Consider the following 17,207-nt stretch of genomic DNA (forward strand, 5'->3'; position numbering starts at 1 on the left):
CAGGCCCCGGAGTCTTTCTGGAGGCGGCGCCTCAGCGGCCGTGCCGCCCGCCCGCCGCCGCCCGCCTGCGCACCGACCCGAACAGCAGCGCCGAACCCAGGGCCAGCACGGCCGCGCCGCCCACCAGGAGATACGGGGTCCCACCGTCGCCACCGGTCTGCGCGAGGCTCCCGACGGAATCCGTGCGGGCACCGGCCGCGCGCGGCGCGGCGGAGGAGGACGACCCGGCCGTCGCCGACGGCCCGGGCGCGGAGGCCGTGGCCGACGGCCCGGAGGTCGGGTCCGTCGTCGTGGTGGCGTCGTCGTCCCCGTGGCCGTGGTGCTCGATCGTCGACTTTCCGGCGCCGTCCTCGATCTGCTCCTGCGAGGGCGCGGAGGCGGACGGCGCGGTGCCGGACCCCGACGCCTGCCCCGACCCCGACCCCGATCCGGTCCCGGCGCCCTGGTCCGGGCCCGCGAACACGACGTCCGAGCACGAGTAGAACGCCTCCGGGCTGTCCGAGCGCTGCCAGACCGCGTACAGCAGCTGCCGGCCGGAACGCTCCGGCAGGGTCCCCGGGAAGGTGTAGAAGCCGCCCGCCGCGACCGGGTCGGTGGCCGTCGCCACCGGGTGCTCCAGATCCAGGTCGGACCAGGCCAGCGGCCGGGCGGCGTCGTAGCCGGCCTTGGTCAGGTAGACCTTGAAGGTCCCCTTGTGCGGGGCGGTCACCCGGTACCTGAAGGTGTACGAGCCGCTCCGTACGCCGGTCGCGGGCCAGTCGGCGCGGGCCAGGTCGAGACCCTTGAACTCCTCGTTGCCCGCGCTGCACAGCCGGCCGTCCGGGATCAGCTCCTGGTGGCGCCCGTCGGCGTCGCCGATGCGGATGCCGTTCCAGTCGTACAGCGCCTGGGTCCCGCCCGCCGCGACCGCGGCCTTGCAGGCGTCCGACCTCGGGCTCTCCGGACCCTCCGCGTAGCACTGGGCGACCCGGCTGACCGGATCGCCCATCGAGCCGTGCGCGGCCGCGGGCGCGGCGGACAGCGCGGTCAGGGCCGCCGGGACCAGCCCGAGGACGGTGGCGACGGCGGCGGCCTTGCGGCGTGCGGGCATGGGGGAGCTCCTCGGAACCGGGACAGGTGGTGGCCTGATGTGTGCCGGAACCAAGAAACCGCGAAATCGCCTGCCGAGGGCGGTCCGCGGCGATCTTTAGGGTCGCCTTAAGGAAGCGCTGAGACTGCGATCAGGTAGGTAGCGTTCAGGGCATGACCAGCGAGGAGATCCGGCCCGCCACGGCGGCCGACGTGCCGGCCGTGAAGGCCGTGACGGACGCGGCGTACACCCACTACATCGAGCGCATCGGGCTGGCGCCGCTGCCCATGGGGGCGGACCACGCGGCGGACGTGGCCGCGGGGAAGGTGTTCGTGACCGGCGGCGACGCCGTCGGCGAGGTGGCCGGCCTCGTGGTCGTCGAGGCGTTCGCGGACCACCTGTTCCTGGAGAGCATCGCCGTCCGTCCCGACGCCCAGGGCAAGGGCGTCGGGCGGCGGCTGCTGCGCTTCCTGGACGCGCACGCGCGGGCACTGGGCCTGTCCGAGGTCAGGCTCTGCACCAACGTGCTGATGTGGGAGAACCAGAAGATCTACCCGAAGTACGGCTACGAGGTCGTCGAACGCCGTACGGACGGGCCCTACGACCGCTTCCTCTACCGCAAGCGACTCGGCTGAGCGCGGCTCGACGCGGACCGGCGACGCAGGCGGCGGTCAGCCGTCCGGCCACCAGGTGCGGGCGATGTCCTTGCGCACCTCGGGGCGTCCGGCGGGCCGTTCCTCGGCCTCTTCGCGGATCCTGCGGGAGTCCGTCTTCCTCAGGGGCTTCTGCACGGTCGTACGGCGCATGGCTGCCTCCTTCAGGAACTACCTAGTTCCGCGTTCTCACGGAGGTAGACCCTTTCGGGGAGACTTCCCCATCGGTCGCCGTTCTGTCAGTGGCGGTTGTCACGATTCGAGTGTCAGTGGCGGGTGTCACTCCTGGGCACATGAGTGAAAAGAGTGACGAATCGACTTCGCCCCGTGGCTGCCAGGGCCGGGCCTTCGCCTCGCGGGCGAGTTCGATCCGACCCGGATCGAACTCGCCGGGCGTGACGCGGTGTTGCCGACCGATGACGTTCCGACGTCCCCGGTCGGCGTCCGCGCGGTCCCGGGGCGGTCGGTCGGCTCAGGCGAGCAGCGACTCCAGGCCGCCTCCGACGGTGGCGAGCGCCTCCAGTTCGTCGAGGGCGGCCAGCGCGGCGGCCGTCGCCGCCGGATCCCGTCCGGCCAGCCCGCTCTCCTCGAACTCGTCCTCGTCCAGTCTCCGTACGTCCGTGCCGTCGGCGGAACGCCACAGGTCCAGGTCCAGGTCCTCCACGACCAGTTCGCCCCCGGACAGCACGGCCGGGCGGGTGACGTCGCAGTACCAGCCCTTCAGCGCGCCCGACGCGTCGCGGACCTCCTTGACCGCGTACCAGCGGTCCCGCCAGTAGTACTCGGTGAACACGTCACCCGCCTCGAAGCGCACGAAGCCGAAGTCCCGTACGCCGTCACCGGCCCAGGGGGCCCGCACGGTGATCCGGGTGCCGTCGTCGGCCAGCAGCCCGGCCGCGTAACGGATCTTCATGCGGCCGCCCTTGACGAGGACCACGTCCACCGGGCGTGCCGGTTCAGCCGAGTTCACGGACATACCGCACCTCCGTCGCGCGGATCTCGTACCCCAGCCACGTGTTGATCGCGAGCATCGGCCCGTTCCCGGCGTCGTTGCCCGTGTACGCCCGCGTGTACCCCGCGGCGCGGGCCCGGTGCAGCGAGTGGTTCTTGACGAGCTTGGCCAGTCCCCGGCCGCGGTGGTCCCGGGCGGTGCCCGTCATGGCCGTCGTGTACCGGGCGCCGTCGTGGGTGTGGGCCACGCTGAAGGCGACGGGGCGGCCGTCGGCCACGGCGACCGAGGTCAGCTCCCGGTCCAGGTGGGGATGGCGCCAGTGCTCCTCCACCCACGCCTGGTAGTCGGTGAACTCGGTGGCGATGTCACCCGGCTCGTCCGACCCTGCCTCGGCGTCCAGCACGAACAGCGGACGCGGGTCGTCGGCGAAGTCGGCGGCCGTGCGCAGTACGACGCCGGACGGGGGGTCCTGGAGCGGCGGCAGCGCGGCGCCGGCCAGGTCCAGGCAGAGGAAGTGCGCCGAGCGGCTCGGCCGGTAGCCGTGCCGCTCCGCGAAGGCGCGGTGGGCCGGCTCGTCCAGGACCCAGGCGAACAGCTGCTTCGCGCCGTGCGCCGCCAGGTGCTCCTCGGCGGCGCGGACCAGCAGGGTGCCCGCGCCCCGTCCGGCGTGCCCGGGATCCACGTACACGTTGACGTACCCCTGGCCGGCCTGCGGACTGTCCGGGGCCAGACCCACCTGGGCCGTGCCGATGATCTCGCCGTCCCGCACGGCGACCAGCCGGCGCGCATGGGCGCCGGGGCGGGCCAGGGACAGGCCGTGCAGCAGCGAGGCCGGACTGAAGAACACATAGGGCAGGGCGAGGTGCCGGACCCGGACGAAGCCCTCCAGGTCGGCGGGCGTGCCGGGGTGCAGATCGCGCACGATGACGGTCATGGGAGTGCACGCTACGGTCGGGCCGCGGCCGTACGCCTCCCCTTTTCGGCGGCCCCGCGGGCCCCCGTCCCCCGGCCGGTGCGGGACAATCGGGCCGTGACCTTGAAGATCCGCATCGATGACAGTGCCGCCCCCTACGAGCAGGTGCGGGCGCAGATCGCCGAGCAGGCGCGGTCGGGAGCGCTGCCGGTCGGCTACCGGCTGCCGACGGTGCGGGGGCTGGCCGAGTCCCTCGGCCTCGCCGCGAACACCGTCGCCAAGGCGTACCGGGCGCTGGAGGGGGACGGGGTGATCGAGACCCGCGGGCGCAACGGCACGTTCGTCGCGGCGGCCGGGCCGGCGGCGGAGCGGGAGGCGGCCGCCGCGGCGCGTGCCTACGCCGAGCGGGTCCTGCGGCTCGGCCTCACCGAGGAGCAGGCCTCGGCCGCCGTCAGGGACGCCCTGCGGGCGCTCTACCGGCGCTGACCGCCGGTGTCCCGCGGGCGGCGGGCGCTCAGCGCGGTGCGGTGAGCGCACCCGGCGTGCGGGTGGCACGCAGTCCCGCCCGGCGCGCCGTCCGGCCGAACGCCGCCGCGTCCCGCACGGCCGCGCCGCCGGGGTCGTTGTTGAAGTACGCGTGGACCTCGGCGTCGTCCGGCCAGGTCGTCGCGATGCGGTCGAGCCACGTCTCCAGGGCGCGGCGGCCGTAGCGCGGCCAGGGGTCGGCCCGGCCCTGGTGGAAGCGGACGTACCCCCAGTCGGCGGTGCGCCACAGCGGGGTGACCGGGCGGGAGCGGGCGTCGGCCCAGCACAGGGCGGCGCCGCGGGACTCGAGCACCTGCCGCACCTCGGGCGTCCACCACGAATCGTGGCGCGGCTCCACCGCCACGCGGGTGCCCGGCGGGAAGCAGGACAGGCAGGCGTCGAGCAGGCCGGCGTCGCCCCGCAGGGTCGGCGGCAGCTGGAGCAGCACCGGGCCGAGCCGGTCGCCCAGCCCGGCCGCGTGGGCCATCAGCCGCTCCACCGGTTCGCCGGGGTCCTTGAGCCGTTTGATGTGGGTCAGGTAGCGGCTCGCCTTCACGGAGACGACGAAGTCCGCGGGGACGCGCGCGGCCCACGACGCGAACGTCTCCCGCGAGGGCAGCCGGTAGAAGGCGTTGTCGATCTCGACGGTGGCGAAGTGCCCGGTGTACTCCTCCAGCCATCGCCGCACGGGCACGTCGGCCGGGTACAGGACGCCCTTCCAGTCCTTGTACTGCCAGCCGGACGTGCCGACGTACAGCGTCATACCTCCATCAAAGCACCTACAGGTACAGTCCCGCGTCCGAGCGCCCCCGGGGCTCCGGCAGCGCGGTCGGTGACGTGCCCCGGCGCAGCGCGTACAGCTCCGCCAGGGTCGCGCCCTCGCGGTCCACGGCGTCCTCCTGCCCGGCGGCCTCCCTGCCGAGCCAGTCCACGGCCTCACGGCGGGTCAGCCGGCCGACCTCGATGCGGGCCAGACAGCGGCCGGGGCGCACGACGGCGGGATGCAGACGTTCGAGGTCCTCGTTGGTCGTGACGCCGACCAGGACGTTGCGGCCCTGGCCGAGGAGGCCGTCGGTGAGGTTCAGCAGCCGGGACAGGGCCTGGCCCGCCGTGTGCTTGGCCTCGCCGCGGATCAGTTCGTCGCAGTCCTCCAGGAGCAGCAGCCGCCAGCGGCCCTTCCCGGTGGCGTCCTCCTCGCCGATCGCGATGTCCATCAGGTAGCCGACGTCGGAGAAGAGCCTTTCGGGGTCCAGGACGCAGTCCACCTGGCACCACTCCCGCCAGGAACGGGCCAGCGTGCGCAGCGCGGAGGTCTTGCCGGTGCCGGGCGGGCCGTGCAGCAGGAGCAGCCGGCCGGCGATGTCCTGCGGGGTCGTCCCCATCAGCTTGTCCATCGCCTCGGCGACCGGCGCCGTGTAGTTGGGGCGCACCTCGTCCCAGGTGCCCGCGGAGATCTGCCGGGTGGTGCGGTGCGGGCCGCGCCGCGGGGAGACGTACCAGAAGCCCATGGTGACGTTCTCCGGCTGCGGTTCGGGTTCGTCCGCCGCCCCCTCGGTGGTCTGCTCCAGCACCTGCGCGGCCAGTTCGGCGGTGGTCGCGGTGACCGTCACGTCGGCGCCGCGGTTCCAGCGGGAGACCAGCAGCGTCCAGCCGTCGCCCTCGGCCAGGGTGGCGCTGCGGTCGTCGTCACGGGCGACGCGCAGCACGCGCGCGTGCGGGGGCAGCAGCGCCGCTCCGGAGCGCACGCGGTCGATGTTCACCGCGTGCGAGTACGGCTGCTCGCCCGTCGCGAAGCGGCCGAGGAACAGTGCGTCGACGACGTCGGACGGGGAGTCGGAGTCGTCGACGTTGAGCCGGATCGGCAGAGCGTCGTGCGGGGGTACGGACATGCCGCCATGATCCGGCACCGGCGCGTCCGTCGCACCCGGTTTCCGCAGTGCGCGAGGTACGCCCGGTGTGTCGTGGTGTGTCGGGTCCGCCGCCCGCGCCGCCGTGCCGCGCCACGGGTCCGGGGCGGCCGAAAGTTTTGGCATGAACACTTCCGATCAACGCGCGTAGTTGCTACGACAGTTGTGGCAGAGATCCTGCTAAAGGAGGTTCCATGAGACGTTCCCGACTTGTCGTATTCGTGAGCTCACTCCTCCTCGCCCTCGGCACCGCCCTCACCGGGGCGGCATCGGCGCAGGGCGCCCAACTCGCCGCCACGGGCGGCTATGTGGCGCTGGGGGACTCCTACTCCTCCGGTGTCGGCGCGGGCAGCTACATCAGCTCGAGCGGCAACTGCAAGCGCAGTACCAAGGCGTACCCGTACCTGTGGAACGCCGCCCACGCCCCCTCGTCGTTCACCTTCGCGGCCTGCTCGGGCGCCCGAACGGATGAAGTTCTGGCGAGTCAGCTCGGCGGCCTCAGCTCCTCCACCGGCCTGGTCTCCATCACCGCGGGCGGCAACGACGCCGGCTTCGCCGACGTCATGACGACCTGCGTCACCGGCTCCGACAGCACCTGTCTGTCCCGCATCGACACGGCGAAGGCCTACGTCGACTCGACGCTCCCCGGCAAACTCGACTCCGTCTACTCGGCGATCAGCGCCAAGGCCCCCAACGCGCGCGTCGTCGTCATCGGTTACCCCCGCTTCTACAAGCTCGGCACGGTCTGCCTGGGCCTGTCCGAGGCCAAGCGCTCCGCCATCAACAACGCGGCCGACTACCTCGACGCGGCGACCGCCCGGCGCGCCGCGGCCCACGGCTTCGCCTTCGGCGACGTCCGCACCACGTTCACCGGCCACGAGATCTGCTCCGGCAGCTCCTGGCTGCACAGCCTCAACTGGCTGAACATCGGAGAGTCCTACCACCCGACCGCGTCCGGCCAGTCGGGTGGCTACCTGTCGGTCCTGAACAGCGCCGCCTGATCCGTCACGGAGAGACGGAAGGCGAGGGGGAGGCCCCGTCCGGCGGGGTCTCCGTCTCACAGGTGACGGAGAACGGCACCGAGCCGGACGTCTTCCGCACCGGATCGCGCACCTCGACGGCGATCGCGTTGCGGTACGTCCCGCTCTCGGCGTACGTCGACACGATCACCTTGTCCTGCTTGGACTTCCCCCCGCCCTCGGGGAATTCGAGCGTCTTCCAGGTCTGCCCGGACAGCTCGCCGTCCTGCGACACCCAGCGGTAGGGCACCGTCGCGGGCAGCCGCCCCACCGTGATCGTCGCGGTGAACGAGGGTGCTTGGGCGTCCGGCGGCGGACAGCTCCCCGAGTAGTCCGTGTGCGTGCCGCTGACGCTGACCGTCACCGACTGCGCCGGAGCCTTCGAGCTGTGGCTCTCGCTGGGCTCGGGGCTCGACGGTTCGCTGCTCGCCTCGCTCGACTCCGGCCGCGTCGGCGGCGGACTCAGGACCTCCGAGGCGCTCTGGGTGACCCCGTCGCCCGCGTCGCCGCCGTCGCCGCCACCGCCGTCGTGGTTCAGCAGCCCGTACGTCAGCCCGGCCACCGCCAGCGCCAGCACCGCGACCCCGGCGGCCAGGACGGCACCGGCCCGCCGGCCGCGGTCCGGCCGCTGCGGTCCGGTCGTCGCCGGGGCGGCCGTCCAGGGCTGGGGCGGGGTGCCGGCCCGCAGTTCCCGGCGCAACGGCTCGGCGGGCGTGGCGGCCGTCGGCGTGTACGGCCCGTACGGCGCCGGGGGCGTCGAACGGAGGGTGTCGCCGAACGGCGTACCCCCCGCGGCGACCAGCCGCAGGTCCTGCTCGGCGCGGTCGCCGGACAAGCGCTCCGCCGGGTCCTTGCGCAGCAGCCCCTCGATCACGGGCGCGAGCGGCCCGGCGCGGCGCGGCGGCGGCAGCTCCTCGTCGACGATCGCACGCAGCGTGCTCAGCGGAGTGTCGTGCCGGAAGGGGGAGTTGCCCTCGACCGCCGCGTACAGCAGCACCCCCAGCGACCACAGGTCCGACTCCGGGCCCGGGGTGCGTCCCAGCGCCCGTTCCGGCGCCAGGAACTCGGGTGAGCCGATGACCTCACCGGTCATGGTCAGCGCGGAGGTGCCCTCGACGGTCGCGATGCCGAAGTCGGTCAGCACCACCCGGCCGTCGTTCGACATCAGCACGTTCGCCGGCTTCACGTCCCGGTGCAGCACCCCGGCGTCGTGCGCCGCCCGCAGCGCGGACAGCACCTCGGCGCCGATACGGGCGGCCCGCGCCGGGTCGAGCGGCCCCTCGGCGTCGAGCAGTTCGGCGAGGGAGATCCCGTGCACGATCTCCATGACGATCCACGGCCGCCCGTCCTGGGTGGCAACGTCGTACACCGTGACGACGTTGCGGTTCGCGACCCGGGCCGCGGCCCACGCCTCCCGCTCCAGCCGGGCGTACATCCGCTCGACGTCCGAGGCGGCCAGCCCGTGCGGGGCGCGCACCTCCTTGACGGCGACCTCGCGATGCAGCACCTCGTCGCGGGCGCGCCACACCGTTCCCATGCCGCCCTCGCCCAGCGGGGTCAGCAGACGGTACCGGCCCGCGATCAGACGTTCACTGCCCGGTTCTTCGGACACAGCGCCCCCATTTCGCTCTTCGCATCCGGGCGAAAACCTCCCCAACCCCACCAACGTAGCTCAGCCGAGTACGGATGCCGCCCCCTTGAGCACCAGTCCGGCGCCCAGGGCCACGACGAGGAACGCGGACCACAGCGGCAGGTTGCGGCGCACCAGCGACACGACCGGGTGGGCCGTCCAGCGCGGCTGCCGGTCCAGGAGGGCGGTCGCCCGGCTGCCCAGCCGGACGACGGCGAACCCGGCTGCGGTCAGGGTCAGGGCGAGGCCGACGCCGTACGCGACGACGAGCAGCAGCCCGAACCAGGCGTGCCCGAGGGCCGCCGCGCCGACCAGCACGACCACGGCGGACGGGCTGGGGACCATGCCGCCGGCGAAGCCGAGCAGGAGCGTGCCGCGCAGGGTGGGGGCGACGGCGTGGGTGTGGGTGCGGCCCCCGTGGCTGTGCGTGTGGGTGTGACCGTGGTTGTGGGTGTGACCGTGGTCGTGACGGTGACCGTGGTCGTGGTCGTGGGTGTGCCCGTGGTGCCCGTCGTGCTCGTGGTCGTGGGTGTGGCCCCGGTCGTGGTCCGGTCCGTGGTCGGGTCCGTGCTCCGGATGGGCATGGGTGTGCGGGGTGGGGGCGCCGACCAGGGCGAGTTGACGGCCGGGGGTCTTCACCGGCCCGTGGGTGTGGGGGCGGCCGCCGTCGGGACGGGGGTGCGGGTGGCCGTCACCGGCGGGGTGCGGATGCGGGTGACCGTGCGGGTCGCCGGGGTTCCGCCCGCGCCAGGCCCGCCGGGCGAGGCTCGCGCCCGCGAAGAGCACCAGTGCCCCGCTCGCGAGGCCCAGCCAGGCGATCACCGAGGGCGCGGCGGCCGAACCGGCGGTGACGAGCAGACCGAGGGCGACGACGCCCAGGGTGTGGGTGACGGTGACGGAGGCGGCGAGCGGCAGGACGTCCTTCATCCGGGCCCGCCCGCCGCGCGCCGCGGCCGTCGCCGCCATGATGGTCTTGCCGTGGCCGGGCGCGAGGGCGTGCATCGCGCCGAGGCCGATCGCGATCACCAGGGCCAGCGCGGCGAAACCGACGGTGAGGTCCTGCCGGGCGACCAGGTCGTCCAGGGCACGGGTCCAGCGGTCGGCGCCACGCGGCAGCACGGACGCGGCCGGTGCGTCCCGGCCGTCCTCGACGAGGGCCGCGCCGCCGGGCCGCACCCGCAGGGACGCGGTGGATGTGTCCGCCGGCGAGGAGAGCAACTCCTTCGGATAGCTGGTCAGTTCACCCGACACCGACTTCGCCGGAACGTCGGAGCCGGTCAGCGTCATGCGGTCGCCGCGCGCGGTGATCTCGCGCCAGCCGGGCCCCGAGGACGCGCCCTCGCTGTGGAAGGTCAGGTCGACGGTGTCGCCTGCCGACGTGCCGGGCAGCGGAGCCGTCAGCCGGCACTCCACCCGCAGGGTGTTCAGCCCGGCCTGACCCGGCCGGACGACCGCTTTGCCCGGACCGGCCGTGAGGGTGACGGCGCGGCCGTCCACCGTGAGCCGGCTGCCGCTCGCGGCCGTCGCGCACCGCTGCCGGGCCCACTCGCCCATGCCGAGCCGGTCGATGTCCGGCTTCGCCTGGGTCGCGGGGATCTCGGCGAGGTCCTCGACGTGGTCGACGCGGAGCTGCCCCGGGGCGGCCACGAGGCCGTCGTAGCGGTTGACGGTGAAGTTGCCCAGGGGGTGCGCGCTCGCGCTGGCGGAAGGAACCAGCGCGAGCGCGCAGCCGGCCGTGAACACGGCCGCGCAGGAGGCGAACAGACGACGGGACATCACTTGCTCGCCTCCAGCGTCTCGAGTGCCGTACGGGCCTCGCGGGCGCCCAGCGGGGAGAAGCCGGGGTTCAGCTTCAGGGCGGCGGCGAGGTGGGTACGGGCGTCGGCGGCGTGACCGGTGGCCTTCTCGATCATGCCGCGGTGGTAGAGGAAGGCCGCGTTGCGGTAGCCGGTGGCCGTGGCCTGCCGCGCGTAGGGGAGTGCCTCGGCGTCCTTGCCGTTGACGTGCAGGGCCCAGGCCAGGGCGTCCGCCGTGTGCACGGTGTGCCGGCGGGACCAGTCGTCCCGCGCCGCGCGCAGGGCGGTGGCCCGGCCGCCGTGGTCGGCTGCGGCGAGCGCCGTGTCGAGGTCGGCGTTGACGCCGTTGGCGCGTGCGATGGCCGTCCAGGCGTCGACGAGGGAGTACTGGTCCTCGGCCTTCGCCCGGTCGCCCTCGGCGCCCCGCGCCTCGTACAGCTCACCGAGCTCCACCAGCGGCCCGGGCAGCGGGTAGCGCGCGACGATCAGCTCCAGCCCCTTGATCGCCTCCGCCCGCCGGCCGCTCGCCGCCTGGGCGCGGGCCCGGCCCTCCAGCGCGGGGAGGTAGTTCTCGTCGGCGGCGAGGGCGCGGGCGTAGTGGGTGAGCGCCGAGGCGTAGTCGCCCTGGTTCCAGGCGAGCTGGCCCAGCTGGGAGGCGACGTAGGCGATGTCGCCCGGGGAGGTCGACGCGGCGAGCGCCCGGTCCAGGACCCGGCGGGCGGTCGCGACGTCACCACGCAGTTCGTGGACGTACGCGTAACGGGTGAACACCGGTACCCCCGGGCGCCGTTCGTCGGCCGTCCGGACGGCCGCGTCCGCGTCGGCGTAGCGGCCCAGTTCGACGAGGGCGTCGATGCGCGAGCACAGGGCGCGTTCGCTGTACGGGTTCTGCTCCAGCGCGCGGTCGGCGAGTTCCAGGGCGTGCGCGAAGTCGTGCCGGGCGGCGGCGAGCGCGGCCCGGCCGGCGAGGGCCTGGTCGTTGTCGGGGCGCAGGGCGAGGGACCGCCCGAGGGCCTGGTCGGCCTGCGGGTAGCGGGACGGGTCGCCCTTGGTGCGGGCCTGCTCGACATAGGCGAGTCCGAGGGTGGCCCAGCCGCCGAAGTCCTTGGGCTGGGCGCGCAGATGGGCCTGGAGCGCCGTGATGCTGGCGTCGAGGTCGCCACTGGCGAGCAGTCCGGGGGCGACCGCGGCGGCGGTCGCCACGGGCACGTTCCGCCCGTCGCGCACCGCCCCCAGCGCGACCGCCCCGGCGGTGAGGGCGACGGCCAGCATCGCGGCGCAGGCGCTGAGCTGAGCGGCCCGCCAGCGCCGGCCGGCGGCCCCGGCCCGCCGCACGGCGGCGACCCGGTCGTCCCCGCGCCCGGCCTCGTGGGTCTCACCGTGCTCGTGGTCGTCGTCGGCCGCGTCGCCCGCACGGGACCCCGCACCGCCGGAGCGGCCCGCGTCGCCCCCGGCCCCGGCGCCCGACTCGGCGACGGCCGCGGAGCCGGTACCGGAGTCCGTACCGGTGTCGGTGTCGGCGGTCGTGCCGGAGTCGGCGTCCGACTCGGCGACGGCCGCCGAAGCGACGGCTCCGGAGGTCTCCGTGGCGCCGGTGTCGGACCCGCGGGCCGTGACCGCTTCGGTGTCGGGACCGGGGCCGGTGGCGCCGGGCGCCGGCGCGGACGGCGTCCGGTCCGTCGCCCCGGCGGCGGCCTCCCCGGCGTCCGGGCCGGTGGTGCGCGCCGGACGCACCGGGTGTCCCGGGTCCGTGACGGGTGTGCCGGCGTCCGGTCCGTCGGTGGCCGGCTCGCCGGTGGTCGGTGCCGGCCGGTCGAAGGCCCGTCGGGTGGGCTCCGGTTCGCCGTCGTTCGTCCGCGGGGACATGCCCTCTCCTAGGTCGCCTGAGGTCGTTCAGCCTGCTCGCACAGGGTGGCGCGGCCCGCGCCGTGGGGGATTGGTACGCGGGCCGCGCCAGTCGGTGGGGCAGGGCCGGGGAGCGCAGGATTCTCCCCGGCCCGCCAAGGGGTGGGCCTAGTAGGCCCGCCGCCGCCCGCGCCACCACATCAGCCCGCCGCCGATGAGGAGGATGCCCGCCGCACCGGCGCCCGCGGAGGACGCGATCAGCGCGGTGTTGCTGTCGGAGCCGGTGAGCGCGTCACCGAGCTGGCTGCGGACGTCGGCGCCGCTCTTGGCGCTCGCGCCGCGCGAACCCTCGGTGGGCAGGGCGACGTAGGGGAAGGCCTTCTCGAAGTCCTTGTCGTTCTTGTCGACCGCGTCGCCCAGGTCGTTCTTGGAACCGACCAGCTCGCCCTCGACGACCTGGAGGGAGGCGTCGATCACGTCGTCGGTGAGCCGGCGGCCGTTCGGGAAGCCCGCGTTGTCACCGTCGAGGACACCGAGCCGCTTGGGGCTGGCGGTGGGCTTGATCGAGGTGTTGAGGCGCAGTTCCTCCGACGGCGTCACGTACGGGGGCTGGTTGAGGCCCTTGACGCCCTTCAGGAACACGTCGACGAGGTCGTTGCGCGGCTCGGCCGGCGCCTTGATCTTGTAGATCGCCTCGATGAGCTTCGGCAGCTCGGGGTTGGTGACGTTCTTCAGGAACTGGCCGTCGTCCTTCGGCTCGGACGCGTTGAACTTGTCCTTGTCCTTGATGGGGTTGACGACCTCGTTGACCAGGGGGTTGCCCAGGCGCGAGACCTGCGTGTAGTAGCCCCGGGCGTTCTCGCGCTGGGTGGTCGACCAGACACCGACGATCGGCTGCTTCTTGGACTCGGTGATCATGTCGGTCGGGACCTGCAACGCGATGGAGTTGACGTTGTAGCCCTTGAGCGTGTCGTTGCCGACCTCGGAGAGGTCACCGCCGTACAGCAGGTCGAAGACGCGCAGGTCGAGGAAGAACGGGTCGTCGGCCTGTCCCGCGAAGGTCTTGGCGCCGTTCGGCAGCTTGTAGATCGCGTGGTCGCGCAGCATCGAGTAGTGCGGCATCGACGCCTTGCCGACGTTCGACGGCGCCACCGGCACGTCGTCCGCGAGCTTGGTCTTGCGCTCGACCTTGCCCTTCTTCGACTTGATGAGTTCCAGGTCGTACGTCTGCGTGATGTTCAGGTCGGGGTCGTCCAGGCTCTCGACGACGCCGGTGTTGTAGAGGAACGTCTTCTTGTTCTTCGTGTGCGTCTTGAAGGTGTACCGGAAGGTCAGGTCCTCCTTCGCGTCACCGTTGTTGTCGATGTGCAGGTCGTACTGGGCGTCCTCGGCGAACGGGAAGAAGTTCGGACCGCCGGCCGGCTCCTCGAACGGGATCCAGTTCGCGACGATCGTCGTCGAGTCCGGGTGGTCCGGGCTCACGAAGGCGTACACGTCGGTGTTGTCGTACTGCGGAGTGCCCGAGATGAGAGGAGCCTCGCGGTGGCTGGAGGCGTAGGCCGCCCCCGGGGCCAGCGCTGCGGCGCCGGCGGCTGCGAGCCCCCCGGCGGCCAACGCACCGCATATGAGGGTCGCGACGCTCCTGCGTCCGTTGCCGCTCCTGGAGAAAGCTGTCATGCCGTCCGTCCTCTGTGCCAAGTTGCCTGACGGACAGTGATACGGAGCGAGGGGTGGGTTCGGATTGGTCGAAACCAAAAAACTTTTTCTTTCCTGCTCACCCGCGTTTTCGGCCCTTCGATACGTACCCCCCATCCGGAGGTGTGTTCGTTGCGAATGCCTGGTGTGACGGGGCGGCCCGGGTGCGGCGGCCGCAGAGAGGGGGACGGCATGGAGGCGGACGAGCTTCTGGTGCTCGTGGCGGGAGGCGACCAGCGGGCGTTCGAACGGCTCTACGCACTCGTGTCCGGGCCGGTGTTCGGCCTCGTGCGCCGTGTCGTCCGCGATCCCGCCCAGTCGGAGGAGGTCGCCCAGGAGGTGCTCCTGGAGGCCTGGCGCTCCGCCGGCCGCTTCGACCCGAGCCGCGGCAGCGCCCTCTCCTGGATCCTCACCCTCGCGCACCGCCGTGCCGTCGACCGGGTGCGCAGCGCCCGCGCCGCGGTGGACCGCGAGCAGCGCGAGGCGGGGCGCTTCCACGACCCCGCCTTCGACCAGGTGGCCGAGGAGGTCGAGGCGGGCCTGGAACGCCAGTTGGTCCGCCGCTGCCTCGACCGGCTGACGGCGCTCCAGCGCCAGTCGGTCACCCTCGCCTACTACGACGGCTACACGTACCGTGAGGTGGCCGACCGGCTGTCGCTGCCGCTGGGCACGGTGAAGACCCGGATGCGTGACGGACTCACGCGGCTGCGCGACTGCCTGGGAGGTGCCGCATGAGTGTGCTCGGCCTGTTCCGCCGCGAGGACCTGCACTCGCTGGCCGCCCCCTACGCGCTCGACGCCCTCGAACCCGACGAACGCCGCCGCTTCGAGAAGCATCTGACGGGCTGTGACCGCTGCTCCGCCGAGGTGCGGCTGCTGGCCGAGGACGCCGTACGGCTCGCCTGGTCCCAGGCGGCGCCGCCCCCGGCGGCCATGCGCAGCCGGGTGCTGGCGGCGGTCCAGAGAACGCCCCAGGAGTCCTCCCGCGCGCCGGCGCGCGAGCACGCGCCCCAACTGCCCCCGCACGTCTGGGGCACGCAACCACCGCCCGGACGCCTCCGTGCGCCCCGCGCGCGCCGCCCGCTGTTCGTGCCCTTCGCCACCGCGACCGCGGCGGCGGCCCTCGTCGTCGCCGCGCTCTTCGCCGTCCAGGCGGGCCGCAGTCAGGACCAACTCGACGCCGCGCGCGACCAGGCACGTGAGATCGCCCACGTTCTCGCAGCTCCGGACGCGCGGTCGAGCACCGGGAAGGACGCCCGGGGCCGCAGTATCGGAGTGCTGGCCTCCGCCGAGGAGGGACAGGCGGTCGTCACCCTGAGCGGATACGGCGCTCTGCCCTCGGGGCAGGTGCATCAGCTGTGGCTCATGCGCCCCGACGCGCAACCGCGCTCCCTCGGGCTCTTCGACGCCGACACGCCCTTGGTCGCCACCGGCCTCGACAAGAGCGCGACGTCACTCGCTGTGACCGTCGAGCCCGACGGGGGATCCCCGCAGCCCACTACTCAGCCGATTGTCCAACTCACCCTGAAATCGGTCGGATTCGGAGAGTAATCGGGGAGGAGTCGTCAACCCCCTTACGGGGAAGGTGAATCCCGACAGCTCGATACACGGGTGCCTCGACGGGACGATAGGGTTACCCTGCCCGGGCCGGGTGGACTCGTACGGGTGGGGAGTGACATGGAACAGATAACGATGCACAGCAGGGCGAGGGTCCCCGCGATCACCTGCGGGAGCAGCGCGACCAGTTCGCGCCTCGACCGCCATCTCTCGGTACTGGCGGGTCCCGCCATACCGCAGCGCGAGACGCTCGAGGCGACCTCGCTCATGCGGGAGCTGACGGCACGTGAGCCCGCACGTGGTCACGGCCCGAGGACCACGCGGGCGCGGGTGAGCCGGGTCTCGCTCTTCGCACCGCTGCGCCGACTGCGCCGTTCGCTCTTCGGCGGCCACAAGCACTGACCGGCCGGCGCGCCCTCACCAACCGAGTCCCGCGCTCAGGCGGCCACACCGTCCCGGCGCAGCGCTGCGATCTCCTCGTCCGTCATCCCCACGGCACGCAGCAGCGCTCCGGTGTGCTCCCCGAGCGCGGGAACGTCCCCCATCCGTGCCTCCGTCCCGCCCGGCAGCGTGATCGGGGGCAGTAGAGCCCGCAACGGTCCGACCGGCGTCCCCACCTCCCGCCACCGGTCACGGGCCGCCAGCTGCGGATGCTCCGCCAGCTCGTGCAGGTCCCTCAGGCGCGCGCACGCGATGCCCGCGCCCTCCAGCCGTGCCAGCGCCTCGTCGGTGGTCAGCGCCCCGAGCGCCCCGGCCACCAGGGCGTCCGTGCGGTCCCGGTTCGCCACCCGCGCCGCGTTCGTCGCGTACGCCGGGTCCGTCGCCGCGTCGGCCCGCCCGAGGACCTGCCCGGCCAGGCGCCCCCACTCCCGGTCGTTCTGCACGGAGAGCAGCACCCGGCCGCCGTCGGCGGTGTCGTAGGCGTCGTAGGGCGCGATCACCGCGTGCGCGAGGCCGGTGCGGGCCGGGGCGGCGCCGCCGTGCATCGTGTGGTGCAGCGGATGCCCCATCCACTCGGCGAGCGCGTCCAGCATCGACACCTCCACCGGCCCGCCCCGCCCGGTCGTGCCCCGCCGCACCAGCGCCGCCAGCACGCCCGAGAAGGCGTACATGGCCGCCGCGATGTCCGCCGCCGGGATGCCGGCCTTCACCGGCCGCTCCGGCGTCCCGGTCACCGACACCAGCCCCGCCTCGCACTGCACGAGCATGTCGTAGGCCCGCTTGTCCGCGTACGGCCCGCCCGCCCCGTACCCGGAGATGTCGACGGCAACCAGCCGCGGGTGCGCCGCGCACAGGGTGGCCGCGTCCAGGCCCAGCCGGGCCGCGGCACCCTGCGCCAGGTTCTGCACGAACACGTCCGCGCCGGCGACCAGCCGCCGTACGACGTCCAGGCCCCGCGGGTCCTTGACGTCCAGCGCGATGGACTCCTTGCCCCGGTTGCACCACACGAAGTGCGAGGCGAGACCGCCCGCGGCCGTGTCGTAGCCGCGGGCGAAGTCGCCGCCGTCGATCCGCTCGACCTTGATCACCCGGGCGCCGAGGTCGGCGAGCTGCCGGGTGGCGAACGGGGCCGCGACGGCCTGTTCGACGGCGACGACGGTGAGGCCCTCCAGGGGCAGCGGCGGCACGGGGCTCTGGTCCATGGGG

At 73.6% G+C, this 17,207-nt stretch carries 17 protein-coding genes; 6 read left to right on the forward strand and 11 right to left on the reverse strand.

Annotated elements, in window-relative coordinates; translation table 11 throughout:
• Positions 1-31: 31 nt before the first annotated feature.
• Positions 32-1,090, reverse strand: a complete 1,059-nt coding sequence (locus Saso_RS04670) for a lytic polysaccharide monooxygenase auxiliary activity family 9 protein (protein WP_189927597.1) — start codon at positions 1,088-1,090, stop codon at positions 32-34.
• A gap of 152 nt (positions 1,091-1,242) precedes the next feature.
• Between Saso_RS04670 and Saso_RS04675 the strand changes: the two genes are divergently transcribed.
• Positions 1,243-1,704: a GNAT family N-acetyltransferase gene (locus tag Saso_RS04675; RefSeq protein WP_189927596.1), complete on the forward strand. Its 462-nt coding sequence runs from the start codon at positions 1,243-1,245 to the stop codon at positions 1,702-1,704.
• Positions 1,705-1,740: 36 nt separating this feature from the next.
• Here the strand turns inward: Saso_RS04675 and Saso_RS38725 are convergent, their stop codons facing one another.
• The 3 genes from Saso_RS38725 to Saso_RS04685 all read right to left on the reverse strand — a co-directional run bounded on the left by Saso_RS38725 (position 1,741) and on the right by Saso_RS04685 (position 3,608).
• Complete coding sequence (locus tag Saso_RS38725) at positions 1,741-1,875, reverse strand: hypothetical protein (RefSeq protein WP_267926878.1); 135 nt, start codon at positions 1,873-1,875, stop codon at positions 1,741-1,743.
• Between the two features lie 319 nt (positions 1,876-2,194).
• Positions 2,195-2,698, reverse strand: coding sequence for a ribonuclease FAU-1 family protein (locus Saso_RS04680; protein ID WP_189927595.1), 504 nt, complete (start codon positions 2,696-2,698; stop codon positions 2,195-2,197).
• A complete protein-coding gene (locus tag Saso_RS04685) occupies positions 2,679-3,608 on the reverse strand; it encodes a GNAT family N-acetyltransferase (protein ID WP_189927594.1) in 930 nt (309 codons plus the stop codon). Before Saso_RS04685 ends, Saso_RS04680 begins: the two co-directional genes overlap by 20 nt.
• Positions 3,609-3,704: 96 nt before the next feature.
• Here Saso_RS04685 and Saso_RS04690 point away from each other — a divergent pair, with 96 nt between their 5' ends.
• Positions 3,705-4,073 (forward strand): GntR family transcriptional regulator, encoded by a 369-nt coding sequence (locus Saso_RS04690; RefSeq protein WP_189927593.1) that lies wholly within the window; start codon positions 3,705-3,707, stop codon positions 4,071-4,073.
• 28 nt (positions 4,074-4,101) lie between these two features.
• Here the strand turns inward: Saso_RS04690 and Saso_RS04695 are convergent, their stop codons facing one another.
• Entirely contained in the window at positions 4,102-4,875 is a 774-nt protein-coding gene (locus Saso_RS04695; RefSeq protein ID WP_189927592.1) for a DUF72 domain-containing protein, read from the reverse strand.
• Positions 4,876-4,891: 16 nt separating this feature from the next.
• Entirely contained in the window at positions 4,892-6,001 is a 1,110-nt protein-coding gene (locus Saso_RS04700) for a DUF5925 domain-containing protein (protein WP_189927591.1), read from the reverse strand.
• Positions 6,002-6,213: 212 nt separating this feature from the next.
• Here Saso_RS04700 and Saso_RS04705 point away from each other — a divergent pair, with 212 nt between their 5' ends.
• Positions 6,214-7,020 (forward strand): SGNH/GDSL hydrolase family protein, encoded by an 807-nt coding sequence (locus tag Saso_RS04705; RefSeq protein WP_189927590.1) that lies wholly within the window; start codon positions 6,214-6,216, stop codon positions 7,018-7,020.
• A 4-nt stretch (positions 7,021-7,024) separates the two neighbouring features.
• On the opposite strand, the gene Saso_RS04710 is transcribed toward Saso_RS04705, so the two are convergent.
• The 4 genes from Saso_RS04710 to Saso_RS04725 form a co-directional block, all read right to left on the reverse strand.
• Entirely contained in the window at positions 7,025-8,650 is a 1,626-nt protein-coding gene (locus Saso_RS04710) for a serine/threonine-protein kinase (protein ID WP_189927589.1), read from the reverse strand.
• A gap of 60 nt (positions 8,651-8,710) precedes the next feature.
• Positions 8,711-10,447 (reverse strand): urease accessory protein UreH domain-containing protein, encoded by a 1,737-nt coding sequence (locus Saso_RS04715; protein ID WP_189927588.1) that lies wholly within the window; start codon positions 10,445-10,447, stop codon positions 8,711-8,713.
• Positions 10,444-12,330 carry a tetratricopeptide repeat protein gene (locus Saso_RS04720; RefSeq protein WP_189927587.1) on the reverse strand — a complete coding sequence of 629 codons (1,887 nt, stop codon included), beginning with the start codon at positions 12,328-12,330 and terminating at the stop codon, positions 10,444-10,446. The genes Saso_RS04715 and Saso_RS04720 overlap by 4 nt, the downstream gene beginning before the upstream one ends.
• A 147-nt stretch (positions 12,331-12,477) precedes the next feature.
• On the reverse strand, positions 12,478-13,986 hold the full coding sequence (locus Saso_RS04725) for a DUF4331 domain-containing protein (protein ID WP_189927586.1): 1,509 nt from the start codon (positions 13,984-13,986) through the stop codon (positions 12,478-12,480).
• A 210-nt stretch (positions 13,987-14,196) separates the two neighbouring features.
• Here Saso_RS04725 and Saso_RS04730 point away from each other — a divergent pair, with 210 nt between their 5' ends.
• From Saso_RS04730 to Saso_RS04740, 3 genes are all read left to right on the forward strand, one after another.
• Positions 14,197-14,739: a sigma-70 family RNA polymerase sigma factor gene (locus Saso_RS04730; protein WP_189927585.1), complete on the forward strand. Its 543-nt coding sequence runs from the start codon at positions 14,197-14,199 to the stop codon at positions 14,737-14,739.
• On the forward strand, positions 14,736-15,554 hold the full coding sequence (locus tag Saso_RS04735) for an anti-sigma factor (RefSeq protein WP_189927584.1): 819 nt from the start codon (positions 14,736-14,738) through the stop codon (positions 15,552-15,554). The genes Saso_RS04730 and Saso_RS04735 overlap by 4 nt, the downstream gene beginning before the upstream one ends.
• A gap of 126 nt (positions 15,555-15,680) precedes the next feature.
• Positions 15,681-15,962 (forward strand): hypothetical protein, encoded by a 282-nt coding sequence (locus tag Saso_RS04740; RefSeq protein WP_189927583.1) that lies wholly within the window; start codon positions 15,681-15,683, stop codon positions 15,960-15,962.
• Positions 15,963-15,997: 35 nt separating this feature from the next.
• Here the strand turns inward: Saso_RS04740 and Saso_RS04745 are convergent, their stop codons facing one another.
• Entirely contained in the window at positions 15,998-17,203 is a 1,206-nt protein-coding gene (locus Saso_RS04745) for a CaiB/BaiF CoA transferase family protein (RefSeq protein ID WP_189927582.1), read from the reverse strand.
• Positions 17,204-17,207 lie beyond the last annotated feature (4 nt).

Origin of the sequence: Streptomyces asoensis (assembly GCF_016860545.1) — a bacterium.
GTDB lineage: Bacteria > Actinomycetota > Actinomycetes > Streptomycetales > Streptomycetaceae > Streptomyces > Streptomyces asoensis.

Bases quoted from the DNA above. Each gene is read 5' to 3' on its own strand.
- Saso_RS04670 (WP_189927597.1), bottom strand. From the start codon at position 1,090: ATGCCCGCACGCCGCAAGGCCGCCGCCGTCGCCACCGTCCTCGGGCTG.
- Saso_RS04675 (WP_189927596.1), top strand. From the start codon at position 1,243: ATGACCAGCGAGGAGATCCGGCCCGCCACGGCGGCCGACGTGCCGGCC.
- Saso_RS38725 (WP_267926878.1), bottom strand. From the start codon at position 1,875: ATGCGCCGTACGACCGTGCAGAAGCCCCTGAGGAAGACGGACTCCCGC.
- Saso_RS04680 (WP_189927595.1), bottom strand. From the start codon at position 2,698: ATGTCCGTGAACTCGGCTGAACCGGCACGCCCGGTGGACGTGGTCCTC.
- Saso_RS04685 (WP_189927594.1), bottom strand. From the start codon at position 3,608: ATGACCGTCATCGTGCGCGATCTGCACCCCGGCACGCCCGCCGACCTG.
- Saso_RS04695 (WP_189927592.1), bottom strand. From the start codon at position 4,875: ATGACGCTGTACGTCGGCACGTCCGGCTGGCAGTACAAGGACTGGAAG.
- Saso_RS04700 (WP_189927591.1), bottom strand. From the start codon at position 6,001: ATGTCCGTACCCCCGCACGACGCTCTGCCGATCCGGCTCAACGTCGAC.
- Saso_RS04705 (WP_189927590.1), top strand. From the start codon at position 6,214: ATGAGACGTTCCCGACTTGTCGTATTCGTGAGCTCACTCCTCCTCGCC.
- Saso_RS04720 (WP_189927587.1), bottom strand. From the start codon at position 12,330: ATGTCCCCGCGGACGAACGACGGCGAACCGGAGCCCACCCGACGGGCC.
- Saso_RS04725 (WP_189927586.1), bottom strand. From the start codon at position 13,986: ATGACAGCTTTCTCCAGGAGCGGCAACGGACGCAGGAGCGTCGCGACC.
- Saso_RS04730 (WP_189927585.1), top strand. From the start codon at position 14,197: ATGGAGGCGGACGAGCTTCTGGTGCTCGTGGCGGGAGGCGACCAGCGG.
- Saso_RS04735 (WP_189927584.1), top strand. From the start codon at position 14,736: ATGAGTGTGCTCGGCCTGTTCCGCCGCGAGGACCTGCACTCGCTGGCC.
- Saso_RS04740 (WP_189927583.1), top strand. From the start codon at position 15,681: ATGGAACAGATAACGATGCACAGCAGGGCGAGGGTCCCCGCGATCACC.
- Saso_RS04745 (WP_189927582.1), bottom strand. From the start codon at position 17,203: ATGGACCAGAGCCCCGTGCCGCCGCTGCCCCTGGAGGGCCTCACCGTC.